Annotated in this window: 23 protein-coding genes; 12 read left to right on the top strand and 11 right to left on the bottom strand. The window is 64.3% G+C overall.

Translation table 11 applies throughout. From position 1 onward, the window contains the following. Positions 1-10: 10 nt before the first annotated feature. A complete protein-coding gene (locus AC07VH_RS27100; protein WP_475415996.1) occupies positions 11-667 on the top strand; it encodes a tetratricopeptide repeat protein in 657 nt (218 codons plus the stop codon). On the opposite strand, the gene AC07VH_RS27095 is transcribed toward AC07VH_RS27100, so the two are convergent. The 7 genes from AC07VH_RS27095 to AC07VH_RS27065 all read right to left on the bottom strand — a co-directional run bounded on the left by AC07VH_RS27095 (position 654) and on the right by AC07VH_RS27065 (position 9,943). After that, complete coding sequence (locus tag AC07VH_RS27095) at positions 654-1,628, bottom strand: ribonuclease Z (RefSeq protein ID WP_494789301.1); 975 nt, start codon at positions 1,626-1,628, stop codon at positions 654-656. The genes AC07VH_RS27100 and AC07VH_RS27095 overlap by 14 nt on opposite strands. A gap of 47 nt (positions 1,629-1,675) precedes the next feature. Next, entirely contained in the window at positions 1,676-3,175 is a 1,500-nt protein-coding gene (locus AC07VH_RS27090; protein WP_494789300.1) for a metal-dependent hydrolase family protein, read from the bottom strand. Positions 3,176-3,309: 134 nt separating this feature from the next. Then, positions 3,310-4,155 (bottom strand): formate dehydrogenase accessory sulfurtransferase FdhD, encoded by an 846-nt coding sequence (gene fdhD, locus AC07VH_RS27085; RefSeq protein ID WP_494789299.1) that lies wholly within the window; start codon positions 4,153-4,155, stop codon positions 3,310-3,312. A gap of 137 nt (positions 4,156-4,292) precedes the next feature. Then, positions 4,293-5,213, bottom strand: coding sequence for a bestrophin family protein (locus tag AC07VH_RS27080; RefSeq protein WP_494789298.1), 921 nt, complete (start codon positions 5,211-5,213; stop codon positions 4,293-4,295). A 13-nt stretch (positions 5,214-5,226) separates the two neighbouring features. Beyond that, positions 5,227-6,207 (bottom strand): cytochrome d ubiquinol oxidase subunit II, encoded by a 981-nt coding sequence (locus AC07VH_RS27075; protein ID WP_494789297.1) that lies wholly within the window; start codon positions 6,205-6,207, stop codon positions 5,227-5,229. Positions 6,208-6,237: 30 nt separating this feature from the next. After that, positions 6,238-7,617 (bottom strand): cytochrome ubiquinol oxidase subunit I, encoded by a 1,380-nt coding sequence (locus AC07VH_RS27070; protein WP_494789296.1) that lies wholly within the window; start codon positions 7,615-7,617, stop codon positions 6,238-6,240. 13 nt (positions 7,618-7,630) lie between these two features. Beyond that, a complete protein-coding gene (locus tag AC07VH_RS27065; RefSeq protein ID WP_494789295.1) occupies positions 7,631-9,943 on the bottom strand; it encodes an FdhF/YdeP family oxidoreductase in 2,313 nt (770 codons plus the stop codon). 165 nt (positions 9,944-10,108) lie between these two features. Here AC07VH_RS27065 and AC07VH_RS27060 point away from each other — a divergent pair, with 165 nt between their 5' ends. Then, positions 10,109-10,387 carry a helix-turn-helix domain-containing protein gene (locus AC07VH_RS27060; protein ID WP_494789294.1) on the top strand — a complete coding sequence of 93 codons (279 nt, stop codon included), beginning with the start codon at positions 10,109-10,111 and terminating at the stop codon, positions 10,385-10,387. Positions 10,388-10,491: 104 nt separating this feature from the next. Continuing rightward, positions 10,492-11,589 carry a GTP 3',8-cyclase MoaA gene (moaA, locus tag AC07VH_RS27055; protein ID WP_494789293.1) on the top strand — a complete coding sequence of 366 codons (1,098 nt, stop codon included), beginning with the start codon at positions 10,492-10,494 and terminating at the stop codon, positions 11,587-11,589. Positions 11,590-11,594: 5 nt separating this feature from the next. On the opposite strand, the gene AC07VH_RS27050 is transcribed toward moaA, so the two are convergent. Next, positions 11,595-13,019: an aminotransferase-like domain-containing protein gene (locus AC07VH_RS27050; protein ID WP_494789292.1), complete on the bottom strand. Its 1,425-nt coding sequence runs from the start codon at positions 13,017-13,019 to the stop codon at positions 11,595-11,597. 155 nt (positions 13,020-13,174) lie between these two features. On the opposite strand from AC07VH_RS27050, the gene AC07VH_RS27045 reads away from it, so the two are divergent. The 7 genes from AC07VH_RS27045 to AC07VH_RS27015 all read left to right on the top strand — a co-directional run bounded on the left by AC07VH_RS27045 (position 13,175) and on the right by AC07VH_RS27015 (position 20,111). Then, on the top strand, positions 13,175-14,137 hold the full coding sequence (locus tag AC07VH_RS27045) for a Dyp-type peroxidase (protein ID WP_494789291.1): 963 nt from the start codon (positions 13,175-13,177) through the stop codon (positions 14,135-14,137). A 44-nt stretch (positions 14,138-14,181) separates the two neighbouring features. After that, on the top strand, positions 14,182-14,565 hold the full coding sequence (locus AC07VH_RS27040) for a hypothetical protein (protein ID WP_494789290.1): 384 nt from the start codon (positions 14,182-14,184) through the stop codon (positions 14,563-14,565). 108 nt (positions 14,566-14,673) lie between these two features. Next, positions 14,674-16,509 carry a lipid A export permease/ATP-binding protein MsbA gene (gene msbA, locus AC07VH_RS27035; RefSeq protein ID WP_494789289.1) on the top strand — a complete coding sequence of 612 codons (1,836 nt, stop codon included), beginning with the start codon at positions 14,674-14,676 and terminating at the stop codon, positions 16,507-16,509. A 172-nt stretch (positions 16,510-16,681) separates the two neighbouring features. Further along, positions 16,682-17,803, top strand: coding sequence for a toxin-antitoxin system YwqK family antitoxin (locus AC07VH_RS27030; protein WP_494789288.1), 1,122 nt, complete (start codon positions 16,682-16,684; stop codon positions 17,801-17,803). 10 nt (positions 17,804-17,813) lie between these two features. Then, positions 17,814-18,632 carry a toxin-antitoxin system YwqK family antitoxin gene (locus tag AC07VH_RS27025; RefSeq protein WP_494789287.1) on the top strand — a complete coding sequence of 273 codons (819 nt, stop codon included), beginning with the start codon at positions 17,814-17,816 and terminating at the stop codon, positions 18,630-18,632. 81 nt (positions 18,633-18,713) lie between these two features. Then, complete coding sequence (locus tag AC07VH_RS27020; protein WP_475415980.1) at positions 18,714-19,208, top strand: MarR family winged helix-turn-helix transcriptional regulator; 495 nt, start codon at positions 18,714-18,716, stop codon at positions 19,206-19,208. A gap of 78 nt (positions 19,209-19,286) precedes the next feature. Then, a complete protein-coding gene (locus AC07VH_RS27015) occupies positions 19,287-20,111 on the top strand; it encodes a toxin-antitoxin system YwqK family antitoxin (protein ID WP_494789286.1) in 825 nt (274 codons plus the stop codon). On the opposite strand, the gene AC07VH_RS27010 is transcribed toward AC07VH_RS27015, so the two are convergent. After that, complete coding sequence (locus AC07VH_RS27010; protein WP_494789285.1) at positions 20,108-21,430, bottom strand: chloride channel protein; 1,323 nt, start codon at positions 21,428-21,430, stop codon at positions 20,108-20,110. The genes AC07VH_RS27015 and AC07VH_RS27010 overlap by 4 nt on opposite strands. A 115-nt stretch (positions 21,431-21,545) precedes the next feature. Further along, positions 21,546-22,445, bottom strand: coding sequence for a transcriptional activator NhaR (gene nhaR / locus AC07VH_RS27005; protein WP_494789284.1), 900 nt, complete (start codon positions 22,443-22,445; stop codon positions 21,546-21,548). A 159-nt stretch (positions 22,446-22,604) separates the two neighbouring features. On the opposite strand from nhaR, the gene AC07VH_RS27000 reads away from it, so the two are divergent. Further along, positions 22,605-23,567, top strand: a complete 963-nt coding sequence (locus tag AC07VH_RS27000) for a TerC family protein (RefSeq protein ID WP_494789283.1) — start codon at positions 22,605-22,607, stop codon at positions 23,565-23,567. A 70-nt stretch (positions 23,568-23,637) separates the two neighbouring features. After that, positions 23,638-24,039 carry a TerB family tellurite resistance protein gene (locus AC07VH_RS26995; protein WP_070224889.1) on the top strand — a complete coding sequence of 134 codons (402 nt, stop codon included), beginning with the start codon at positions 23,638-23,640 and terminating at the stop codon, positions 24,037-24,039. Here the strand turns inward: AC07VH_RS26995 and AC07VH_RS26990 are convergent, their stop codons facing one another. Continuing rightward, entirely contained in the window at positions 24,040-24,393 is a 354-nt protein-coding gene (locus AC07VH_RS26990; protein WP_475415977.1) for a YnfA family protein, read from the bottom strand. Positions 24,394-24,473: the final 80 nt, after the last annotated feature.

Below are 24,473 nucleotides of genomic sequence, written 5' to 3'. Positions count from 1 at the left end.
AGGAATGCTGATGACATCTTCTCCCGAATCTTTGAATGAAGCGGGCATTCTCGCTTATAACGACGGCAATCATGCCGAGGCATTTAAACAATTCGACGCCGCGGCGCGCACTGGCGATCCCGCGGGACAGCATTTATTGGCCAGCCTGTATTACCAGGGCCATGGCGTGACGCAAGACGTGCCGAAAGCGGTGGAATTGTTTACGGCGGCAGCGCAGGCGGGCTTTCCGCCGTCGCTGGCCAATTTGGCCCTGATGTATGCGAGCGGCGATGGCGTCGCGCAAGATATGCGGCAGTCGCTGGCCTACGGACGCCAGGCGGCCGAGGCGGGCGATGGCCAGTCGCAATTCAATCTGGCGCAGGCTTACCGCAAGGGTATTGATGTACCGCAAGACTACGCCGAGGCGGCATTCTGGTACAAGCAGGCGGCCGAGGCCGGTTCCCTGTCGGCGCAGAACGAGTACGGCTTGCTGTACGCGCAAGGGCAGGGCGTCGAGCTCGATTACGTGCAGGCGTATGCGTGGATCGCCATGCCGGCCGAGGCGGGCAGCACGCAATCGATCAAGAACCGCGACCAGTTGCTGGAAATCCTCACGCCCTCACAGCAGCAGGCGGCGCGCGCGCTGGCCGCCGAGTATGCGGAGCAATACGGCGTCAATCCCCACTAGACTTCCCCGGCAGCTTGCCGAGCACGCCGGCCGCATCGAGTTCATAGCTGTCGAAATCGCGCGCGAGGAACAGTTCACCCGAGTAATGCAGCCGTGCTTCCGCTTCCAGTTCGGCCATGCCGTCCGCATTGTGATAGCGGGCACTGAAGTGGGTGAGGATCAGATTCGGCAAGCGGACGGCTTCGGCGAACTGCGCCACGCGCTGCACGGAACTGTGCGTGGGGCCGGGCCCCACCTTTTGCAGCATGGCTTCCGTGTAGGTGGCTTCATGCACGAGCAATTGCGCATCGGCACAGGCGTCCGTCAGCAAGGACGGCGTGTCGTTGTCGCCGCCGATCACCACGGTGGCGCGCTGCGTTTCCGTCTGGCGGAACGCGGCGGCGTGCAAGACCATGCCATCGTCGAGCAGCGCATCCTGACCCGCCTGCAAGAGTCCCCAGGCCGGGCCGGGCGGCACGCCCGCCGCCTGCAGGGCGGCCTTGTCCAGTTTCCACCTGCTCGTTTCCAGCGTAAAACGGTAGGCCACGCTCGGTGCGCGGTGCGACAGCGCATGGCGCGAGACGGTCAAGCCCGCTGCTGCATGCACGACGGGTGCGCTGTCCACGTCGATGTGGATCAGCGGATACGTCAGGAACAGTTCCGTATGCAACAGGGTGGCGTCGATCCATGCCTTGATGGCGGCCGGGGCGATCAGCAGCAATGGCTTCTTGCGCCCCGTCATGGAGGCGCTGGCCAGCAGGCCCGGCAGCCCATAGCTGTGGTCGCCATGCACGTGGGTGATGCAGATGCCCACCAGGTCGTGCACGGACAAGGGCAGGCGCTGCAGCCGGTGCTGCGTGGCTTCGCCGCAATCGATCATCCACCAGTCGCGGTTGTGCGTGGTTTGCAGGGCCAGCGACGTGACGTTGCGGTGGCGCGTGGGCACGCCGGAAGACGTGCCGAGAAAAGTCAGTTTGAACATGCCCGCATTATGCGGCAAGCCTTGCCCGCTTGCCAACGCCGGTAGCCTCAGCCTGCCAGCGGCGCGCTCAATTTGTCCTTGTAGATGCGCCCGTTCTTCATGATCAGGAACAAGCTTTCCTCGGGATGCGCGAGGAAATCGAGGTTTTTCGTGGGATCGCCCTCGGCCACCAGCAAGTCGGCCAGGGCGCCTGTCGCCAGCTTGCCCAGGGCGCCCGGGTAGGGCGCGCGCTGGCCGGACAGGGCCAGCAATTCGCCATTCCGGCCCGTCGCCTGCGCCAGCAAGGTCAGGGGATCGTAAAAGCGCGTGAGCTTGGCCAGCTGGCGGCCCTGGGTCGGCGTGTTTTTCGCGTTGAACAGGATATCCGTGCCCCAGCCCGTTTTGATGCCGTACTTTTGCGCCAGCGCATACGCCTTCACCGTGCCTTCCGAGACGATGGCCTGGCTGGCCTTGCGCGCCGCGTCAGGATACACATTCGCATCCGCGTCTTGCAGGAAAGGCTGCAGGCTCCACCACGTGCCCGTGTCGCGCATCATGCGCGCGGATTCGTCGTCCGCCAGCTGGCCGTGCTCGATGCTGCGCACGCCCGCGCGGATGGCGCGCTGTATGCCTTTTGGCGTGTAGACGTGGGTCATCACATACGTGCCCCAGTCGGCGGCCGCTTCCACGCCGGCGCGCAGTTCGCGCTCCGAGTACTGCGTGCTGTCGAGCGGGTCGTACATGGACGCGACGCCGCCGCCGGCCATCATCTTGATCTGCGTCGCGCCCAGCATCAGCTGCTCGCGCACGCGGCGCAGCACTTCCGCCTCGCCATCGGCGATCATGGCCATGCCCGCCGTTTCCGCCATGCCCAGCGGCGCGTTGGCCGCGCGCGGGATATCGGAACGCATGCGGAAGTCGCCGTGGCCCGAGGTCTGCGAAATCATGGCGCCCGACGGGAAGATGCGCGGACCGTCGACGATGCCTTCATCGATGGCGCGTTGTAATGCAAACGCGGGGCCGCCGGGATCGCGCACGGACGTAAATCCTCGCAGCAGGGTGCGCCGCGCTTCCTGCGCCGCCACCAGGTACAGATAGCCGACATCGGACGTCATGGCCGTCACCTGGTTGATGGCGGCCAGCATGGTGTGCCAGTGGGCGTCGATCAGGCCCGGCATGACCAGCTTGCCCTGGCAATCGATCACTTGCGCGCCCTCGACTTTCTCGCCGGCCGGCAGCAGGGCAGTGATGGTCGCCCCCGTCACCAGCACGTGGATGCCTGCGCGGGGCGCCTTGCCCGTGCCGTCGAACAGGCGCAGATTGGTCAGCAACAGAGGGCGTTCGGATGCTTGCGGCTGCTGGGCGATGGCATTGCTGGTGGACAGGCCTAGGCCGATGAACGGTGCCAGCATGGCAGCCGTGCCGCCGAGAAATTGCCGGCGCCGCATGTCCGCCATCACCCGCTGGTGCAGGATGGTGAAGACGGTGCCGCCGCAGTCGCAGGCGCGCGGCTTCAAGCCGCCCGTTTGCCAGGTGTCTGCCAGATGCTGCTCGTGTGCCAGGGCCATCGCGCCATCCTTTCATCGCTGCCGCAGTTGCAGCAGGAAAAGTTAACAATTGGAAATTATTGCCATTGAAAGCCCGCAGCGACGGCAAGTCAAGCGTGCACTTGCTTTACGGCAAAGAATGTAGCATCGGCTGTTCACGGTGCATGCTGGCCGCTATTTTCCCCTTCGCCCGCCGTGTAATCGACAAAACCGTCGCGGCGGCAAAAGCTGGCCAGCTGCATGCCGGCCTGGCGCGCGATGCGGATGGCCAGCGAGGTGGGCGCCGAGATGGTGGCGACGAGCCCGATATGCATGCGCGCCGACTTGCGCACCAGTTCATAGCTGGCGCGGCTGGACAGGAAGACAAAGCCGTCGTGCATGGCGATGCGGTGCAGCGCCAGGTAGCCGATCAGTTTATCGAGGCCGTTATGCCGGCCCACGTCCTCGAACACTTTTACCACCGCGCCCTCGGCCGTGCACCAGGCGGCCGCATGCACGCCGCCCGTCTTGTGCATCAGCTCCTGGTAGGGCAGCAGTTCGCGCGCGGCCCGGCCGAGGATGGCGCTGCTGGCCACCAGCGGCGGCAGGGGCCGCGTAATCTTTTCCGGCACCAGGTCCAGCAGGGCCAGGCTTTCGATGCCGCACACGCCGCAGCCCGTGCGCCCCGTCAGCGCGCGGCGGCGGGCCTTGAGCTTGATCAAATCAGGCTGCGCGATGGTCAGCCGCACTTCCGCGCTGTCTTCGCCGCAGCACACGTCGAGGTCGTAGATGTCGCGCACGCTGCCGACGATGCCCTCCGTCAAGGTGAAACCGACGGCGAATTCCTCGAGGTCGCGCGGCGTGGCCATCATCACGGCGTGGGCGATGCCGTTGTAGACGAGGGCCACGGGATATTCCTCGGCCACCATGTCGCGGCCCGCTGTGGCCACGCCCCCCTGGTGGCGCACCATGGGCACTTCCAGAAAACCATCGCGTTCGATGGTGGTGATGTCGCATTCCATGATTTTCTCCTCCTATACCTGACCAAACCTACTGCGCGTCGCGATTTGCGGCCTGCGATGCTCACTGTGCATTCGCACAGCTGCGCTTCTCAGCCACAACTCACATCCGCTCGCTACGGTTTTGTTAGGCATATAAATTAATTGATTTGATAGCGGGGGCAGGGCCGTATCGAAGGCGGCAGCGGGTCGCCGTTCAATTCCAGCAGCGAGCGTTCCGTTTCGCGCGTCATGGCGTTGAGGGCCAGGCAATTGGGCGCCAGGCCGAACGGTTCGGCGATCTGCTGCGCGATGGCTTCCAGCGCGAACAGGGTGTAGGCAACGAAGACGGAAATGAGGGGCGTGGCCACGCCGATGGCGTCCACCAGGCCCAGCGGCAGTAAAAAACAGTACATGTAGACGGTGCGGTGCACCAGCACGCCGTATGGATACGGGATCGGCGTGTTCTTGATGCGCTCGCAGCCGGCCACCGTGGCGGCCAGGTCGTTGAGCTGGGTGTCGAGCGTCCACAGCAGCTGCATCTGGCCCGGCTGGCGCTGCACGGCCTCGTGCAGCATGGCGCGCACCGAATGGAGCAAGGCGACGGGCTTGAAGTTGACGCCCTGCAATTGCTGCACTTCCGTGGCCGGCAGGTAGCGCGCCAGGTCTTCTTGCGGGTCCGTCTGGCGCAGCTGGTGCTTGAGCGCGTAGACGAAGGCGATCAGGCGGCGCAGCAGCAACTGGTGGTCCAGGCCGCTCGTTTCCTGCGGCAGATACGTGAGCGCCTGCGAAGCGAGGGCCCGCGCGGCGATCAGCAATTGCCCCCAGATATGCCGCGCCTCGACGAAGCGCGCATAGCTGGCGTTGTTGCGAAAGCCGAGGAAGATCGCCAGGCTGATGCCGACCATGGGAAACGGCGCCGTATCGAGCGGAATCTTGACGCCGAAGATGCGGCCGTCCGTCAGCAAGGCCAGCGAACTGACGACCAGCATCAGCAGCAGTTGCGGGATGATGGCTTGCAGCACCGAGCCGTTCCAGACGAACAGCATGCGGAACCAGTTGGTGGTAGGCCGAATGATCATGATCTGATGCCGATCAATGCTTGCGGGGCACGACTTTGCCCTCGAAGACGTAGTATTGGAACAGGTTGTAGCCGACCATGATCGGCAGCATGGAACCCATGCCGATCAGCATGAAGATCAACGTCGGCTCATCGGACGCGGCCGCCGCGATGCTCAGCTTGCCCGGCACGAGGTCCGGGAAGAAGCTGATGGCCAGGCCCGCGAACGAGGCCAAAAACAGTACGATGGCGCCGCGGAACGGTCCGCGCACGCCGTTCACGTGCACGGCCCACAGGATGTAGATAAAAGCGCTGGCGGCGACGGCGGCCAGGGCCAGCAGCACGCCGAACACGCCCGGCTGCGCCCAGCGGTCGTGGCCGATGGCGCTGAAGACCATGGTGCCGGCCGACAGCACGATGGCGGCCGCGACCGTCGCCAGCACGCTGGTGGTCGCGTAGCGGCGCGCCGCCGCTTCCAGCTGGCCGCCCGTCTTCTTGATCAGGTAGGTGCTGCCCAGCAGGCAATAGCCGGCCACCACGCCCAGCGCCGTGCAGGCCGTGAAGGTGCCGCTCAGCGGGCCCGGCTGCAAGCCCGTGATGACTTCGCCCAGCACCACGCCCTGCGCCACGGCGGCCAGCAGGCTGCCCACACCGAAGATCAGGTCCCACAGGCGCTTGTTGCCGGCCGCATGGCGGAACTCGATCGAGGCGCCGCGCATGATCAGGCTGGCGATCAGCAGCATGATGGGAATGTACAATTGTTCCAGCAGGGTGGCGTAGGCGCTGGGAAAGGCGCCGAACAGGGCGCCGCCCACCACCACCAGCCAGGTTTCGTTGGCGTCCCACACGTGGGCGATGGACTGGAAGATCAGGTTGCGTTCCTGCTCGCGGCGGGTGAACAGGCTGAGGATGCCCACGCCCAGGTCGAAGCCGTCCGTGACCACGTAAAACACCAGCATCAGGCCGATCAGGCCGAACCAGGCGTTGCCTAGCATGGCATGCGAATTGATATCCATTACAAACTCCTTGATTGATGGGGGCGCATTTCAATACCCCGTGGCATGTACGGCATCGGGCAGGGGCAGCGCCACGTCCGGGCCTTGTTGCAGCCATTTCCTGGCGAACACGAAGAAAGTGAGGAACAGCACGATGTAAAACACGCAGAACATCAGCATGCTGCCGGCCACGGCATGGGCCGCCACGTCGGAAACGGCGTCGCGCGTGCGCAGCAAGCCGTACACGACCCATGGCTGGCGTCCCACCTCGCGCACGATCCAGCCGCACTCGACGGCGATGTAGGGCAGCGGTATCGTCAGCACCCAGGCCAGCAGCAGCTTGCGGTTGCGCACGAACTCCTGCACCCGGCCGCCCACCTTGCGCCAGGCGACGAAGGTCCAGAACGCCAGCAGCACGAACCACATGCCGATGCCGGCCATGGCACGGAACGCGTAGTACAGCAGCGGCAGCATGGGCGGCTGGTCTGCGCGGGCGATGTCGGCCAGGCCCGTGATCTTGCCCGTGGCGCTATGCGTGGCGATCACGCTGAGCATGCCGGGCACTTCCAGCGACCAGTCGTTCTTCTGCTCGGTCTGGTTGGGCCAGGCCAGCAAGGACCAGGCCGCCCCTTCGCCATCGGGATTCGTGTGCCAGTGGCCTTCGATGGCCGCGCCCTTGGCGGGCTGGGTCTTGAAGACGTCGACGCCGCTCGAGTCGCCCAGCCACACTTGCAACGGTGCAATGACCAGCAACAGCATCAGCGCCAGCTTGAACGAGCGGGCGAAGAAGGCCGGTTCGCTGCGCTTGAACATATACCAGGCGGAAATGCCGGCGATGACGATCAAGCCCGTTTCCACGGCGGCCACCCACATGTGGCCCACGGCCCAGGCCATGTCGGGATTGAAGATGGCGGCCACGTAATCGGTGACGATGATCTTGCCGTCGACCACGCGCACGCCGGCCGGCGTCTGCATCCAGGAATTGGCGACCATGATCCAGAACGAGGAAATGCTGGAGCCGAGCGCCACCATGCCGGTGGCAAACAGGTGCACGCCCTTCGGTACGCGGCCCCAGCCGAACATCATGACGCCGATGAAACCCGCTTCCAGCATGAAGGCCATGGCGCCCTCGAAGCCGAGGATGTTGCCGATGAACTGGCCCGAATGGTGCGAGAACGGTGCCCAGTTGGTGCCGAACTGGAATTCCAGGGGAATCCCGCTGACGACGCCGACGGCAAAGTTCAGTACCAGCAACTTGCTCCAGAAGCGCGCGTGGCGGTAGTAGACGGGGTCGCTGGTGCGCAGCCACAGCGCCTCGACGACGAACAGGAACAGCGACAGGCTGATCGTCAATATGGGCCACAGGATGTGGAAGATGGCCGTCATCGCAAATTGCGCGCGCGACAGGTCCAGGGTATCGAAACCGAACATGGCGTTCTCCTGATCAACTGAGGGCGGCTGAAGGCGACAGCAGCACGGGGATGGATTTGAAGGTCGGCGTGCGCGAACCGTGGCCCACGCTGCCCAGCGGCACCAGCGGATTGGTTTCCGGGTAGTAGGCACCGATGCAGCCGCGCGGAATGTCGTACTCGACCAGCAGGAAGCGGTCGGCGCGGCGTGCTATGCCGTCATGCCACACGCCGATCAGGTCGACCCAGTCGCCGGCCGCAAAACCCAGCATGGCCAGGTCATCCTTGTTGATGAAGACGACGCGGCGCTGGCCGAACACGCCGCGATAGCGGTCGTCCATGGCGTAGATCGTCGTGTTGTACTGGTCGTGCGAACGCGTTGTCATCAGCACCATCAGGCGCTCGCCGTATTGCTGGCGCGCGCGATGGATGGGGGTATCGCGTTCCACGGCGTTGACGAGGAATTGCGCCTTGCCGCTGTCCGTCTTCCACACCCGTTCGCGCGATGCAATTTCCAGGTGGAAACCGCCCGGTTTGGCCACGCGCAAGTTGTAGTCGAAAAAGTCGTCGAATACTTGCTCGATAGAATCGCGCAGCAGCGCATAGTTGCCGGAATAGCGCAGCCAGTCGATCTTTTCGCTGCCCAGTGTCGCCTGCGCCATGCCGGCCACGATGGCGATTTCCGAGCGCAGATTGGGCGAGGCGGGCTGGTTCATGCCGAACGAGATGTGCACCATGCTCATCGAGTCTTCTACCGTCACACCCTGCGCCACGCCTTGCTGCACGTCGATTTCCGTGCGGCCCAGCGTAGGCAAAATCAGCGCATCCTTGCCGTGCACGAGGTGGCTGCGGTTGAGCTTGGTGGCGATGTGGACCGTCAGGTCGCACGAGCGCAGCGCGTCCCAGGTGCGCGGCGTGTCCGGCGTGGCCATCGAGAAATTGCCGCCTAGCGCGACAAACACTTTGACTTTTTTCTCCAGCATGGCCTCGATGGTACCGACGGCGTCGTAGCCGTGGTGGCGCGGCGGTTCAAAACCGAAGACCAGGCCCAGACGGTCGAGGAATTCCTTGGTCGGCTGTTCTTCGATGCCCATGGTGCGGTCGCCCTGCACGTTCGAGTGGCCGCGCACCGGGCACAGACCCGCGCCGCGCTTGCCGATATTGCCGCGCATCATCATCAAGTTCGACAGGATCTGCACGGTGGCCAGCGAATTCTTGTGCTGCGTCACGCCCATGCCCCAGGTGGCGATGACGGCCTTGCCTTTGACATAGATTTGCGTCAACTCTTCGATCTTGTCGCGCGCCACGCCCGATTCGGCCAGCAGCAAGTCCCAGCTTTCCGCGCGCAGGTCGGCCGCGAAGGCGTCGAAGCCGCTCGTGTGTTCGGCGATGAAATCGCAGTCGAGCACGCGCTCCTGGCCGTGGGCGATGGCGTCGTCATCGAGCTCGACGACGCGCTTGGCCATGGCCTTGATCAGCGCGAAGTCGCCGCCCAATGTCGGGCAGATGAACAGCGAACAGATGTTCGTGCTGCCACCCGTCAGCATTTCCAGCGGGTGTTGCGGGCTGGTGAAGCGTTCCAGGCCCCGTTCATGCAGCGGGTTGATGGAAACGATGGTGGCGCCGCGGCGCGATGCTTCGCGCAATTCGCCCAGCATGCGCGGGTGGTTGGTGGCGGGGTTCTGGCCGAACAGCAGCAGGGTATCCGCATGCTCGAAGTCGTCGAGCAGCACCGTGCCCTTGCCGATGCCCACCGTTTCCGGCAAGCCGCGGCTCGTCGCTTCGTGGCACAGGTTGGAGCAGTCGGGGAAGTTATTCGTGCCATAGGCGCGCACGAACAGCTGATACAGGAAAGCCGCCTCGTTGCTGGCGCGGCCCGACGTGTAGAAGGCGGCCTGGTTCGGGTCGTCCAGCGCGTGCAAATGGTGCGCCACGAGGGCGAAGGCGTCGTCCCAGGAAATGGCCTGGTATTTGTCGCTGGCCGCGTCGTACACCATGGGATCCGTCAAACGGCCATGTTGTTCCAGATCATAGTCCGACTGCTCCATCAATGCCGTGACCGTGTGCTCCTCGAAAAACTCGGGGCGCACGCGCTTGCTCGTCGATTCGGCGGCCACGGCCTTGACGCCGTTTTCGCAGAATTCGAAGGTCGACGCGTGTTCGCGGTCGGGCCAGGCGCAGCCGGGACAGTCGAAGCCGTCGGGCTGGTTTTGCTCGAACAGCGAACGGTAATTGCCGGCGCTGACTTTTTCCTTGAACAGGTTGATGGCCACGTACTTGAGGGCACCCCAGCCGGCCGCGGCATGGGTGTAGGGCGCGATGCGCGCGTCGGACTTTGGCTTGCTCATGATGACTCTCCTGGTGATATGCGATGGGACAATCACATGGTAGGGGCGGCGGACTGCCCCGTAGGCGCACAGTTCCGGACAAAAAAACAGAGTACAGATGGCAAGACGACGATGCCGGTCGCGCCGGCGCCAGCGCTGATTTATGATGTGGACAAGGAGAAAAACATGCACAACAAGGAAGACGAAGTCGACGCGGCACTGATAGCGCTGCTGGCGCTGCTGTGGCAAGCGCACCAGGAGGCGCCCGAGAAACCGTGGTCGCTGGCCAAGCTGGCCAAGCGGGCAGGGGTACAGATGAGTACTTTGCTGCGCCAGCTCAATGCGCTGTCCAGCGCGGGCCTGGTCGTCGTGAACACGGCGGAGAGCGGCGGCGGCAGCGCGTTGCTCTCCGCGGCGGGTGCCGAGCTGTGCGCCAGCGTGTTCGCGCCGCCGCCGGCAGAGTAAAACCGCATCTGTACTCTATCGGCTGGCGCCGGACTGTACCTCCTGGCCTGCCCCCATTCGCCCTATGCTACGTCCTGACGAATGCACATCAAGGGGGAAGCACAATGAATACCATCCTGTCTCCGCAGCCAGAACTCCGGCAGCCAGACCATATCGCGCCCTGCGTGGACATGCTGGGCCGCCCCCTGACGGACTTGCGCATTTCCGTCATCGACCAGTGCAACTTCCGCTGCACCTATTGCATGCCGGCCGAGCTCTACCCCAGCGATTACCCGTTCCTGCCATCAAGCGAGCGCCTGTCCTTCGCGCAGATCGAAACGATGGCGCGCGCCTTCGTGCGCCTGGGCGTGGATAAGATCCGCATCACGGGCGGCGAACCGCTGCTGCGCAAGAATCTGGAACGGCTGATCGAGATGCTGGCGCGCCTCACCACCCCGGACGGGCGCGCCGTGAGCATCGCGCTGACGACGAATGGCAGCTTGCTGGCGGCCAAGGCGCGCTCGCTGAAGGAGGCGGGCCTGGACCGCGTCACCGTCAGCCTCGACAGCCTGGACAACGGCATCTTCCAGCGCATGAATGGCGTCGACTTTCCCGTCGAGAAAGTGCTGTACGGCATTGAGGTAGCGCAAGCCGTCGGCTTGCACCCCGTGAAGGTCAACATGGTCGTGCAGAAAGGCGTCAACGACAGCCAGATCGTGCCGCTGGCGCGCCACTTCCGCCACACGGGCGTGATCCTGCGCCTGATCGAATTCATGGACGTGGGCGGCATCGGCGCCTGGTCGCGCACGCACGTCGTCACGTCGGAGGCGGCGCGCGCGCTGATCGCGGCAGAATTTCCTCTCGTGTCGCTGGGCGAAGGCAAGCCGATCCTGCACGAGACGGCCAGCCGTTATGGTTACCTCGATGGCGGCGGCGAAGTGGGTTTCATTTCCAGCGTGTCGCAGCCGTTCTGCGGCGACTGCAGCCGCGTGCGCGTGTCGTCCGATGGCAAGCTGTTTACTTGTTTGTTCGCCCAGGACGGCCTCGACCTGCGGCCCCAGCTTGATCCTGCGCAAGGCGCGCAAGGGCTGGAAACCGTGCTGCGCCGGCACTGGCAGCGCCGTGGCGACCGCTACTCGGAAGTGCGCGGCGCGCTGGCCCAGGTGGGCGGCGCCCAGCGCAAGCAGTATCCCACCGTGCGCATGTCGCTGGTGGGCGGGTGAATGGTCTACAAGAATTCGGTGATCAGTTTGCCGAGCAAGATGATCGCCTGTTCCACCTCCACGCTCCACGGATAGCTGTAGTTGAGGCGGATGCAATGCCTGTAGGCCTGGCTGACGGAAAACATGCGTCCCGGGCCCACCGTGATCTTGCATTCCAGCGCGCGCCGGTACAGCTGCATGGAGTCCACGTTGCCCGGCAACTCCACCCACAGCACGTAGCCGCCCTGCGGTTGCGAGACTTTGGTGCCAGCAGGAAAGAAGCGCAGCACGGCGGCGGCCATGATGCGCGCCTGCTGGGCGTAGGCCTTGCGGGTGCGGCGCAGATGCTGTTCGTAGCCATCGTTCTGCAGGTATTCGGCGATGGCCAGCTGCGGGAACGACGAGGTGGTGAGCGTGTTGAGGAATTTGAGTTCCTCCACCTTGCTGCGGTAGCGTCCGGCCAGGGCCCAGCCCACGCGCTGGGCGGCGCTGAGGCTCTTGGAAAACGAGGAACAGTGCAGCACCAGGCCCTTGCGGTCGCAGGACTTGAGCGAGGACGGGTGGGCGTCGCCGTAATACAGTTCGTTGTAGACGCCGTTTTCGATGGCGGGCACGTCGTGCTGCTCCAGCAGCTGAACCAGGGCCCGCTTGCGCTGGTCCGACATCTGGAAACCCAGCGGATTCTGGAAGTTCGGCATGACCATGACGGCGGCGATCGGTTGCCGGGCCATGATGTCGGCCAGCGCTTCGATGCTGATGCCGTCATACGGATCGGTGGACACTTCCACCACCTTCATGCCCAGCCGCTCGACGGCCAGCAGCATGGCATAGAAGGTGGGCGATTCGACGGCGATGGTGTCGCCCGGTTTGGCCACCGCTTGCAGGCACAGGTTGATGGCTTCCGTGGCGCCCACGGTGACGATGATTTCGTCGGGATCGACGGCCAGGCCGTTTTCCAGGTAGCGGCGGGCGATTTCGCGTATCAGTTGCGGGTTGCCCGGCGGCAGGTCGTCCGTCATGCTCCAGTCGCGGTTGCGGCGCGCCACGGCGCTTGCGTACTGGTTGATGCGCTCCCATGGAAACAGCGCGGGATCGGGGTAGGGCGAGCCCAGCGGGATGGCGTCGTGCAAGCCGATCGAGCGCAGGGTCGACAGCACCAGGCGGCTGACGTGCACTTCGGCCGGCACGGTGCTCGGCTGGGAGGCCTGCATGCACAGGTCGGCCGGCTGCGCATCGCCGTCGGCGCGGGGCCGCACGAAGTAGCCGGACTGGGGGCGGCTTTCGATCACGCCCATGCCTTCCAGCTTGACGTAGGCGCGCAGCACCGTGGTGATGCTCAGCTTGTGCTGCTGGCTGGTCTGGCGCACGGAAGGTATGCGTTCGCCGGGCAAGAGCACGCCCTGGGCCACCAGTTGCTCGATGTCGCTGACGAGCTTTTCATACAATTTCATTGGTATCCATTCTTGATTCTTGCTCTACGTCATTGCATTATCGTCCAATTCATGACGACCTATAGTTACAAATATCGCATGTTGCCTAAATGAAACTGCCATCCGGCACTTCTGGTTTAAGATTCACCTGGAAAACGAAAAAAGGAATATTGGTCATGGCAATTCCACAAAGCATGCTGTCTGTCGTCGCGCGCGACGAAGTGCATTTGCAGTTCAATGTGAAGGCCGGCGTTGAACCGGAGCAGCTGTTCAGGCTGCTGGGCAAACTGTGGGAATCCGGGGTCACGGGCATCCTGGACCCCACCCTGAACCGCCACCACCAGTTGACGGGCGGCACGGCCAATGTGGTGCTGGGATTCAAGCCCGAGTTGTGGCGCGCAGCCTGCCCCGGCTGCGTGCCGGACAACATGGCATCGTTCGCGCACGACCTGGTGGGCGCCAACGGCAAGACGGCGCCCGCCACCCAGCACGATTTCTGGGTCTGGATCACGCAGTCGAACGCGGCCACCCTGTACGACAGCATGCGCACGACGCTCACCTTGCTGAGTCCCTGCGCCGAGCTGGCCAGCGAGCAGGTGTGTTTTCCGTATCACAATAACGTGACCTTCGACGGCTTTGCCGACGGCGTCGCCAACCCGAATCCGTTCCGCGCGAATGGCGTGGCCATCATTCCCGATGGCGAGGCAGGTGCGGGCGGCTCGACCGTGCTGCTGCAGAAATGGCGCATGGACGTGGAGCGCCTGCGCGCCTTGCCCGTGCACGCGGCGGAGCAGGTGTGGGGCCGCACCAAGGCCGGCAGCCATGAATTGTCGCCGCTGCCCGTCGATTCCCACGTGGGCCGCAACCAGTTCATCCGCGATGGCGAGGAAGTCGATATCGTGCGCCGCAATGCCAATTACGCCAATGCGACCGAGGCGGGCGTCATGTTTGTCGGTTTCTGCAAGGACATCACCGTGACCATGGGCATGCTGCGGCAAATGTACGGCGTAGGCTATGATGGCGTCACCAAGACGGACAGGCTGCTGGATTTTTCCACGGCGCTGTCGTCGGCGATCTATTTCGTGCCCAGCATCGACGCCTTGCTGGCCGTGGGTATTTCGCCGGCGGATCCCGGCTAAGGGCCGCCCCGGCGGTCCCTATTTTTACTTAAAAGGAGTTTTCCATGCGTATTCGTCCCGCCACACTGTTGTCCACCTTGATACTGGGCAGCGTCGTCTTCAGCGCTTCCGCTTCCGCCGTCGGCCTGGGTTTCCTGGCAGATACGCCGATGGCTTACCTGAACAAGAACGACAAGCCCGTCTTCGTGAAAGCCGTCACCGACGTGCTCAACGACAAGAAAGATGGCGAAACCGTGCAATGGAGCAATGAAGGCTTGCGCAATTCCGTGCGCATCGCCGCCGACATCACGGCCAGCGATACGGAAAAGACGGATGCGCAAACGTGCCGCAAGGTGCAGGTGGGCTTGAGCGCCAAGGGCCAGGAACAGACCCTGAAGCTGAAGGTCTGCAAGGCTGGCACGGCCGCGTGGAAAGTGGCGAAGAGCTGATAGCCCGTACCTTTCCTTGCCGGTCCTGCGCCGGCAAGGTGACGACTTTCTCATAGGTAAGTCTGGCAGCGGTTAGAATCACGCTTTACCCTCACTTCTGTCACCTGCATGCAGCAAAGTCGCCTCCTGTTCTTCCGCCTGGCCGGCCAGTTTCGCCGCTATGGCGCCATCGTTGCCGCCACCTTGCTGGCCGTGGGCGTGGCGTCCGCCACCGATGTGCTGTTAATCCGCCAGCTGCAAAACGTCGTCGACGCCATGCGCACGACGGCCAGCACGCAGGTCGCGCCCGTGTCCGGCGTGATGGGCATGCTGCAGGGCTGGGTCGACCGTTTCCTGCCGGCACAGGCAGGACAGGTGGACCTATGGGTGATTCCCGCCACCATCCTGGGCCTGGCCGTGCTGCGCATGGTCTCCAGTTTTGCCGGCGATTACGGTTCCGTCTGGCTATCGAGCCGCGTGCAGGCCGATCTGCGCGAAAAGATGTTCGCCACCATCATGCGCCTGCCCAGCCGCTTTTTCGATACCACCACCACCAGCCTGACGCAGTCGCGCGTGGCCTTCGACGCCAGCCAGGTGTCGCAGGCAGGCTTGAACGTGCTCAATGTGATGGTGCGCGATTCCGTCGCCACCATCGGCTACCTGATCCTGCTGTTCAGCATCGACGTGAAACTGGCCCTGTTCTGCATGGCATCGATGCCCATCGTGGCCATCGTCGTGACCCTGGCGGGACGCCGCATGCGCCATCTGAGCAAGAGTTCGCAGCAAGCCGTGGGCGAGCTGACGTCCGTGCTCGACGAAAGCATCGGCGGCCAGCGCGTGGTGAAAATCTTCGGCGGGCAAGATTACGAGCAGGCGCGCTTCGTCGATGTCGTCAAGCGCAACCGCCAGCTGGCCGTCAAGCACGCGGCCACGTCGGCCATGAATTCCGGCTTCATCATGATGCTCGTCGGCATCACCCTGTCGTCCGTGATCTATTTCGCCATGCTGCGCGCGCAAAGCGGCGCCATCACGCCGGGCGCCTTCGTTGCCTTCATGGGTGCGTTGATGGCCATGCAGTCGCCGATCAAGAATTTGACCAAGATCAATGAGCCGTTGCAGCGGGGCCTGGCGGCGGCCGAGTCCGTCTTCGGCCTGATCGACACGCCGTTGGAACCGGACCCGGGCACCATCGCCCCGGCCACCGTGCAGGGCAATCTGTCTCTGCAGAACGTCAACTTCCGCTACAACAGCGACGACCCCGATGCGCCCACGGCCTTGAGCGATATCACGCTCGACATCCGCGCCGGCGAAACGGTGGCCCTGGTGGGCGGCTCGGGCGGCGGCAAGACGACCTTGCTGGGCTTGCTGCCGCGCTTCTATGACGTCAGCGGCGGCCAGATCCTGCTCGACGGCGTCGACTTGCGCGACTACGCCTTGCTGGCCCTGCGGCGCCAGTTCGCCCTCGTCAGCCAGGATGTGATCCTGTTCAACGATACGATGGCGGCGAATATCGCGTATGGCGACCCGGCCCCGGATCAGGACAGGATCGAAGCGTCGGCGCGCGCCGCCTACGCGCACGATTTCATCATGCAGTTGCCGCAGGGTTACGCGACCCAGGCGGGGCAGAACGGTTCGCGCCTGTCGGGCGGGCAACGCCAGCGCCTGGCCATCGCGCGCGCCCTGTACAAGGATGCGCCGATACTGCTGCTCGATGAAGCCACCAGCGCGCTGGACACGGAGTCGGAGCGCTCGGTGCAGGCGGCGCTGGAAGTGCTGATGCGCAACCGCACCACCATCGTCATCGCCCACCGCTTATCCACCATCGAAAGCGCCGACCGCATCGTCGTCATGCAGGGCGGGCGCCTGGTCGAGTCGGGCAGCCATGCCGCCTTGCTGCAGCAGGGCGGCGCGTATGCACGGCTGCATGCGAGCCAGTTGTCGCCCGTCAAGGATGGCATGGGCTGATGTGTGGCGCGCCTGCCGCGCCAGCGCATGTCCCCGGACCGGGGCCGGACCAGCAGGTCTGGTCCCGGTTTTTTATGGCGGGGGCGGCAATCGTGCCCATGGCGAACGGCGCTTGCCTTTATGATAGTGGCCGCAAAGCAACATGAACAGCAACATGAGGATGCAACAGACGATGCAACAGACGATGCGCTGGCTGCTGGCCGCCGCGCTGGGTGCGGCCTGGCCGCTGGCGGCGCAGGAACAGCCGGCGGCGCAGTCGCCAGCGCCAACGCCAACCTTGCAGGAGGAAGACCGGACCATGTATCTGGATGAAAATTTCATGCCCAGCAACCAGCGCCGCGCCGTGTATGCGCTGCGCACGCCGCCCGTGCGCGACGAGGCGCTGGGCGCCTGGCATGTACGGCTCGAATTTCCCGATACGCCGGGCGTGCTGGCCTTTGAAACCTATGCCACGGATCTGGACCTGAGTCAGATCAGGTTCGTAAAGTTTCGCAAGTATTACCACGAGAATGGCCAGCTGTTGCGGGAAACCTATTTCAATGCCCAGGGCGAGGAGCTGCTGGGCGGCTGCGTGTACTTCGAGAATGGCCAGGTCCAGCAAAGAGTGACCGCGTTGCCGAACGGGCGCGACAGCATCTCGGAAACGTACCACGAGAACGGCCAACTGATGAGCCGCACGCTGTACCACGGCGACGAGATGGCCGATGGCGAGCAAGTGTCGTATGGCGCGAACGGGGCCGTCAGCAACCGCTCGTATCGCCGCAATGGCCAGATGGATGGCCTCGAGGAATCGTTTTATGCCGATGGCAAGCTGTTCCGAAGGGGACGGCACGTCGATGGCAAGCGCGAGGGCGAGTTTGTCATGTATGCCGAGGATGGCAAGGTGCTGGCCCGGACCGTCTGGGTGCACGGCCAGCCCGACGGCTGGTCGTTTGAAAGCCATGGCAATGGCGTCGTGTCGAACAAGACGCTGTACCGGAAAGGCGCCGTGCTCAGCTTGCAAACGTGGGGGCCGAATGGCCGGCCCAAGTTTGCGTGGCAGAAAGACGCGCAGGGGCGCGACCATGGCGACACGACGGATTGGCATGCCAACGGCGTGCGCGCCAGCGTGACGCCGTTTATCGATGGCCAGCGCCACGGCTTGCTGCAGACCTGGTACAGCGACGGCAGCCTGCGGCAGATCGTGCCGTATGAGCACGGCAAGAAGCACGGCATCGAGCGCCAGTGGGACAAGGCCGGCAAGCTGGTGCTGGAGCAGGCGTGGCACGATGGCCAGCCCGTGGCCGCGAAATAGGGGGGATCGCATGCGGTATGCACAGCAAATGCGCCTGGCGCTGCTGGCAGCGCTCATGACGGTGCTGCCGCTGGCGGCGCAGGCACAGGCACCGGCCGGCGGCACGTCGTTCTATGACAACGGCCAGCTCAAGCAAAAAGTGACCCGGCTGCCGAACGGGCGCGACCGTATTGTCGAGTCTTACCATGAGAATGGCCAGCTGATGAACCGCATCACTTACCACGGCCAGCAGATGGCCGATGGCGAGTATGTATCGTATGGGCCGAATGGCAAGGTGAGCAGCCGCGCCTTCCTGAAGGGCGGCAGGATGCATGGGTTGCAGCAATTGTTTTACGCAGACGGCAAGCTGTTCCAGCGCAGCCATTTCATCCATGACCAGCAGGATGGCGAGGCAGTCACCCTGGCGCCCGATGGCAAGGTACTCGCCAGCATGACTTGGCGCAATGGCGAGCCCGACGGCTGGTCGTTCGACAGCCATGACAATGGCCAATTGGTGCAGAAAGCGCTGTACCGCAAGGGCAAGCTGCTGAGCATGCAGAAGTGGGGCAGCAATGGCCAGCCGACCGTTGCCTGGCAGCAGGATGCCCAAGGGCGCGAGCAGGGCGACTTAACGGAATGGCATGACAACGGCATGCGCGCCAGTGTCACGCCCATGCGCGACGGCCAGCGCCATGGCTTGCTGCAGACCTGGTACGGCGACGGCAGCCTGCGGCAGATCGTGCCGTACGAACGCGGCCAGAAGCACGGCATCGAACGCCAGTGGGACGCGGCCGGCAAGCTGGTGCTGGAGCAGGCTTGGCAAGCCGGAGAGCCAGTCCCCATGCGCTAGGAATCCACCCGCCTTTGCAGGTATCATGCAGGGATTCCGGCCCGCCAGCAGGTGCGCAGCCGGGTCTGATAACTGGAGGCAATGGTGGTGGAAGCGGAAGTTTCGGCAATGGCCAGGGCGCAAGGCATGGCCTTGCAAAACATGCGCGTGGTCATGCGCGCGGCGCAGCGGCATTCGGCACAGATCGAGAAGCAATGCGGCGTGTCGGGCGCGCAACTGTGGGTGATGCAGGAATTGCTGGAGCGGCCAGGCCTGCGCATGGGCGAGCTGGCCGGCAAGATGTCGCTACACCAGACGACGGCCAGCAACCTGGTCGAGGCGCTGGTGAAGAAAACCTATGTGCGCAAGGCACGCGACCAGCCCGACCAGCGCGTCGTTACGCTCACCCTGACGGCGGAAGGGCAAGCCGTGATCGCCGGTGCGCCGCAGCCGGCGCGCGGCTTGCTGCCCAGCGCGCTGGCCCAGCTGGACCCCGACAGCCTGGCGCACCTGAACCAGGGCTTGAACGCCTTGCTGGCCGTCGTCGCCCCCGATGACAGGCAGGGTGGCATGCAGCCGTTTCCGTTCACCATGTAATCACGCGGCAAGCGTGCGGCCGGGCCGCTCCGCTTGCCCTTATCATCGGCGCCATCGCACCGTTGATGAAAGCATGCCTTGAAGATCGTCATTCCCGTTTTGCTGGCTACCGTCCTGGCCGGTTCATCCCTTTCCATGGCCACTGAGTCGGCCGCCCCGGCCTTGCCTTCCGAGCCGTCGCCGGCCATCCTGTATTTCGACGCGGATTACCAGCCTGCCGGGCGTGCCGCCGCCATGTACGAGCAGCGCGCGCCGCTGCGCCACGATGCGGTCCGCCAGGCCTGGCATTGGCAGCTGTATTTCGCGCAGCCGCCGGGCAAGCTGCACATGGATGCCTGGCTGCGCGGCGCGGACCCGGAGTCGCCCCGCTACGTCTATCAGCGCAGCGTGTATTTCGCCGATGGCCAGCCGGCCCTGCTGGAAGAGCGCAACGGCGAGGGCGACTTCGATGGCGTGAACGTCGCCTGGTATGCGGATGGCACGCTAAAAAGCCGCAAGGCTTACCGCGGCGGCGAGTACGAGGGCTTGCATAGTCACTACCATGCGAATGGCCAGCTGAGCCGTGAATTGCGGTACCACGCGGGCCAGCCCGCCGATGGCGAATACCTGAGCTTTGACGAGCATGGCCAGGTCAGCAACCGCGCCCATTTTGCCGATGGCGTGCTGTCGGGCGAAGTGACAGCGTTTCATCCGAATGGCCGGCTGGCCGAGCGCGGGACGTATCTGGACGGCCAGCGCGAGGGCCTGTACGAGGCCTGGTGGCCGGACGGCCGCGAAAAATCGCACCTCCATTATGTGCATGGGGAAAAGCACGGGCTGGAGCGCAACTGGGCCGAGGACGGCACGCGAACCCTCTGCGCATGGCAGGAGGGCAGCTTGCTGCGCCCCTGCAGCCATTTTTAGTTCGGTGGCGCCGGCAGCCGTTGCAGCTGCAGCTGGGCCAGCGCGCCGTACAGCGGTTCGCTGAGCACGCGCGAGACGGTGCTGGCCACCACGGCGCAGGCCATCAGGCTCAGCACCATGCCGTGGCCGTCGACCATTTCCATGACGATGATGAACGCCGTCAGCGGCGCCTGCGTGGCGGCGGCCAGGAATCCCACCATGCCCAGCGCGATCAGCGCGGGCGCATGCGGGTAGTGCAGCAATTGCGCAATGTCATGCCCGATCCCGGCGCCGATGGCCAAGGATGGTGCAAAGATGCCGGCCGGCACGCCCGACCACACGGTCAGCCACGTCGCCACATATTTGAAGGCAACAAAGGCCGGCGCCACGTCGCTGGAACCTTCCAGCATGGCGCGCGTGGCCACGGTGCCGCTGCCGAACGTGGCGCCGTGGCTGGCGATGCCGATGGCCGCCACCAGCAAACCGCAGACGGCGGCGAACAGCACGGGCCGGCCTGTTCTCCACGCCGATAATCTTCCCAGCGGATTGCTCCGGGCGGACGCCAATAGCAGCCGGGCGAACAGGCCCCCGGCCACGCCCGCGACCAACGTTACCAGTAAACCTGGCAGTGCCAGCGCCAGGCCGATGGGGCCGGGATGGATGATGCCGAAGTGGGTGGCGTTGCCGTGGATGGACACGGCCATCATGCCGGCCAGCACGATGCCGGCGACAATCAAGCCGCTGTTGCGCTGCTCGGGCGAGCGCGACAGTTCCTCGATGGCGAACATGACGCCCGCCAGCGGCGTGTTGAAGGCGGCCGCGATGCCGGCCGCGCCACCGGCCACCAGCAGCGAATGGGCGCTCACCTGCGCGTGGCGCGGCAGCCAGCGCCGCGCGGCCAGCATCACGCCGGCGGCGATCTGCACGGACGGCCCTTCGCGCCCCAGCGAGAGTCCCCCCAGCAAGCCGCCCGCCGTCAGGCCGATCTTCGCGGCGCTGAGTTTCAGGGACACAAACAATGAGCGCTGTTCCGGCGCCACGGCCGGGTCCAGTGTCGCCATCACCTGCGGGATGCCGGAACCGGCCGCGCCCATGGCATAGCGGCGCGTCAGCCAGACGAGCAGGGCGGCGCAGGCCGGTGTCCACAGCAGGGCGAACCACCAGGCCTTGCCGTTAAAAAAGAGAAAACAATCGAGCGCTGTTTCCGCGAGCCACGTAAAGCCCACGACGACGAGGCCCGCGACGGCGGCCATGCCGACGACGACGGCGCGCGACCACCACAGGCGCGGGTTGGCAAATTCATGCTTGAAGGCAGAGGGGATGTCGTGCAAGTGCTTCATTGCGGCAAGTCCTGGAAGGGGCGCGCAGGGCGTCGGGGAGGCTTGCCATTATATAGATGTATTTGCTCAAATGTATTTGCGGGGTTTTAATTGTGGAACTTCAGTTGTGGAACTACTACACGAACAGTTCGCGCCGCGCGCTCTGGCTGATGGCGATGGTGGCGGGGTGGCTCAGCCGCCGCTCCGTGGTGATCGCATACACTTGCTCGACGAGGCTGTCGACCCGGCCCAGCGCCACCACGCCATGCTGTTCGCACACCTGGGGCACGATCACGGTGGGGGCGAAGAACAGGCCGGCGCCGGACTGGCCGAAGGCCTGCATCATGGCGCTGTCGTCGAACTCGCCCACGATGCGCGGGTGCAGGTGGTTGTCGCCCAGCCATTGCAGCAGGCGGCCATAGATGGCGAAGTCCTCGCCCGGCAGCAGCAGCGGCGCGCCATCGAGGCATAGCGGAAAGCCGCCTTCCAGGGTGGCGGCCAGGGCCGGCGTGCCGAACAGGGTCATGCCGCTTTCGCCCAGCAGGTGGTTGTAGCCGCGCACGCTCAAGTGGGACGGCATGGGGCGGTCGGCGATGATCAGGTCCAGGCGGTGCACGGCCAGGTCCGCCAGCAGGCTGGCCAGCCGGCCTTCGCGGCAGATCATGCGCAGCGGTTCGGCCAGCCCCAGCGCCGGTTCGACCAGGCGGCAGGCGATCAGCTTGGACACGGAATCGGCGCAGCCTACGCGGAAGGTCGTCGTCGCCGTGCGCGACTGGTCGCGCACGATTTCCAGCAATTCGTCGCCCGTGCTGAAAATCTCTTCCGCATGGCTGAGGATGCGCCTGCCCGTCTCCGTCAATTCCAGCTTGCGCCCGCTGCGGCGGAACAGTTCCACGCCCAGGGTGTCGGCAAAGTCGCTGAGCTGGCCCGAAATCGATTGCGGCGTCAGGTGCAGCTGCTCGGCCGCGCGGGCGATGCTGCCCGTCTTGGCCACCATCCAGAAATAGCGCAAGTGCTTGAAGTTGAGTGTCGACATGTTTGTTCCCGGCAAATTAATACATCGAGTTTTTCGATGTATTCGTAAATTATATTCGATTTGTTCGATGTTTATATTCAGCCTATGATGACTGCTCAATTCATGCAAGGAGAATGCCATGGGCATCAGGATAGACACAGACAGTTGCGGAGGCCGCCGATGAACGGCCTGGAGAGCATTGCAACGGCACCCATGTGGGCCGGCTTCATCGTATTCGTCCTGTTCATGCTGGCGCTGGACCTGTTCGTCTTCGGCGGCAACAAGGCGCACAAGGTGGGCGTCAAGGAAGCGGCGACGTGGTCGCTCGTGTGGGTCAGCCTGGCCCTGCTGTTCAACGGCGGCCTGTGGTGGTATCTGAACGGCACGGCCGGTCCCGAGATCGCCAACCAGAAGGCGCTGGAGTTTTTCTCCGGCTACCTGATCGAGAAAGCCCTGTCGGTCGATAACGTGTTCGTCTTCCTGCTGATCTTCAGCGCCTTCCAGGTGCCGATCCAGTACCAGCGCCGCGTGCTGATCTACGGCGTGCTGGGCGCGATCGTCATGCGCGCCGTGATGATCATGGCCGGCGCGTGGGTGGTGAGCGAGTTCAGCTGGGTGCTGTACCTGTTCGGCGCCTTCCTGTTGATTACCGGCATGCGCATGCTGGTGGCGACCGATGCGGAACCGGACGTGGCGAACAATCCCGTGCTGCGTTTTGCCCGCCGTCACTTGCGGGTGGCGGACGGCGACCACGGCGAGCGTTTCTTCGTGGCAAAGGGCGGTTTGCGCTATGTCACGCCGCTGTTTCTGGTGCTGATCCTGATCGAGGTGACGGACCTGGTGTTTGCGGTGGACTCGATCCCGGCGATCTTCGCCATCACGACGGACCCGTTCATCGTCTTCACGTCGAACCTGTTCGCCATCATGGGCTTGCGTGCCTTGTACTTCCTGCTGGTGGACGTGGCGGACCGCTTCCACATGCTCAAGTATGGCCTGGCGATGGTGCTGGTGTTCATCGGCGCCAAGATGCTGGTCATGCCGTGGTACCACGTGCCCGTCGAAGCGTCGCTGCTGGTGGTGGCGGTGCTGATCGTATCGAGCTGCGTGGCGAGCGTGTTCATCACCCGTAGCGACAAAAAGTAAAACTGCAATACGGCGCGCCCCGCACGGCGGTGGCGCGTCTTTTGATCAATCACAATGAAAGAATGAAATCATGCGTACCTATGAAGCGAACAGTCCCCAGGCAGCGGGACGTATCCTGGCCCTGATGATGGTGGTCGACGGCAACTTGGCCAGCGCCGAGCTACAAGCCATGCACCGCAGCAAGATTCTCGAGCATATCGACCTGGCGCCGGCCGCCTTTCAACAGCTGCTGCAAGACCTGTGCGACGACATGCTGACGTCGACCGTGCATGGCGCCGTGCAGCTGGCCCATGGCGTGATCGACAGCCTGCTCGATGAAATCACGGACCCGGACTTGCGCCGCAAGCTGTTGCAAGCCATGTGGAAGATCGCCGACGCGGACGACTGGCTGGCCGATGGCGAAGCCGTGCTGCTGGCCCGCGCCAGCGCGGCCTGGTCGGCGGAAACGAATTTCCGCCAGCACGCGGCGTAATTATGCTGCCTTGTGTCCCATGGCAATCACGGCGGCGCCGGCCAGGGCCAGGCCCACGCCCGTCACATCCGTCCAGGCGGGCGTGATGCCGTCCACCAGCCACAGCCAGCCCAGCGCCGTGGCGATATAGATGGCGCCATACGTGGCATACACGCGTCCGCTGGCGGCCGGATGCAAGGTCAGCAGCCACACGAAGACCAGCAGGCTGATGGCGGCCGGTAACAGCAGCCAGGCGCTACCCTTGTTGCTCAGCCATAGCATGGGCAGGTAGCAGCCCAGCAATTCGGCCACGGCCGTGACGGTAAACAGCCCGAAGGTGCGGGCAAGACTGGTCCATTCGATGGCGTCGCTCATGGTGTTCCTGTGATGTGGTCAAGACGCCATTCTAGCCGCCGGGCGGCGCCGTCCCTGCTATGATCGGGTTCGGATACCCG

The sequence above is a fragment of the Janthinobacterium sp. GW821-FHT03C10 genome, from assembly GCF_059420865.1.
Note: the sequence above shows the minus strand (reverse complement) of the source record. Positions and strands in the feature narration are given on the sequence as shown.

Coding starts and splice junctions, on each gene's coding strand:
- AC07VH_RS27100 (WP_475415996.1), top strand. CDS start 11: ATGACATCTTCTCCCGAATCTTTGAATGAAGCGGGCATTCTCGCTTAT.
- AC07VH_RS27095 (WP_494789301.1), bottom strand. CDS start 1,628: ATGTTCAAACTGACTTTTCTCGGCACGTCTTCCGGCGTGCCCACGCGC.
- AC07VH_RS27090 (WP_494789300.1), bottom strand. CDS start 3,175: ATGGCCCTGGCACACGAGCAGCATCTGGCAGACACCTGGCAAACGGGC.
- fdhD (WP_494789299.1), bottom strand. CDS start 4,155: ATGGAATGCGACATCACCACCATCGAACGCGATGGTTTTCTGGAAGTG.
- AC07VH_RS27080 (WP_494789298.1), bottom strand. CDS start 5,213: ATGATCATTCGGCCTACCACCAACTGGTTCCGCATGCTGTTCGTCTGG.
- AC07VH_RS27075 (WP_494789297.1), bottom strand. CDS start 6,207: ATGGATATCAATTCGCATGCCATGCTAGGCAACGCCTGGTTCGGCCTG.
- AC07VH_RS27070 (WP_494789296.1), bottom strand. CDS start 7,617: ATGTTCGGTTTCGATACCCTGGACCTGTCGCGCGCGCAATTTGCGATG.
- AC07VH_RS27065 (WP_494789295.1), bottom strand. CDS start 9,943: ATGAGCAAGCCAAAGTCCGACGCGCGCATCGCGCCCTACACCCATGCC.
- AC07VH_RS27060 (WP_494789294.1), top strand. CDS start 10,109: ATGCACAACAAGGAAGACGAAGTCGACGCGGCACTGATAGCGCTGCTG.
- moaA (WP_494789293.1), top strand. CDS start 10,492: ATGAATACCATCCTGTCTCCGCAGCCAGAACTCCGGCAGCCAGACCAT.
- AC07VH_RS27050 (WP_494789292.1), bottom strand. CDS start 13,019: ATGAAATTGTATGAAAAGCTCGTCAGCGACATCGAGCAACTGGTGGCC.
- AC07VH_RS27045 (WP_494789291.1), top strand. CDS start 13,175: ATGGCAATTCCACAAAGCATGCTGTCTGTCGTCGCGCGCGACGAAGTG.
- AC07VH_RS27040 (WP_494789290.1), top strand. CDS start 14,182: ATGCGTATTCGTCCCGCCACACTGTTGTCCACCTTGATACTGGGCAGC.
- msbA (WP_494789289.1), top strand. CDS start 14,674: ATGCAGCAAAGTCGCCTCCTGTTCTTCCGCCTGGCCGGCCAGTTTCGC.
- AC07VH_RS27030 (WP_494789288.1), top strand. CDS start 16,682: ATGCAACAGACGATGCGCTGGCTGCTGGCCGCCGCGCTGGGTGCGGCC.
- AC07VH_RS27025 (WP_494789287.1), top strand. CDS start 17,814: ATGCGGTATGCACAGCAAATGCGCCTGGCGCTGCTGGCAGCGCTCATG.
- AC07VH_RS27020 (WP_475415980.1), top strand. CDS start 18,714: ATGGTGGTGGAAGCGGAAGTTTCGGCAATGGCCAGGGCGCAAGGCATG.
- AC07VH_RS27010 (WP_494789285.1), bottom strand. CDS start 21,430: ATGAAGCACTTGCACGACATCCCCTCTGCCTTCAAGCATGAATTTGCC.
- nhaR (WP_494789284.1), bottom strand. CDS start 22,445: ATGTCGACACTCAACTTCAAGCACTTGCGCTATTTCTGGATGGTGGCC.
- AC07VH_RS27000 (WP_494789283.1), top strand. CDS start 22,605: ATGAACGGCCTGGAGAGCATTGCAACGGCACCCATGTGGGCCGGCTTC.
- AC07VH_RS26995 (WP_070224889.1), top strand. CDS start 23,638: ATGCGTACCTATGAAGCGAACAGTCCCCAGGCAGCGGGACGTATCCTG.
- AC07VH_RS26990 (WP_475415977.1), bottom strand. CDS start 24,393: ATGAGCGACGCCATCGAATGGACCAGTCTTGCCCGCACCTTCGGGCTG.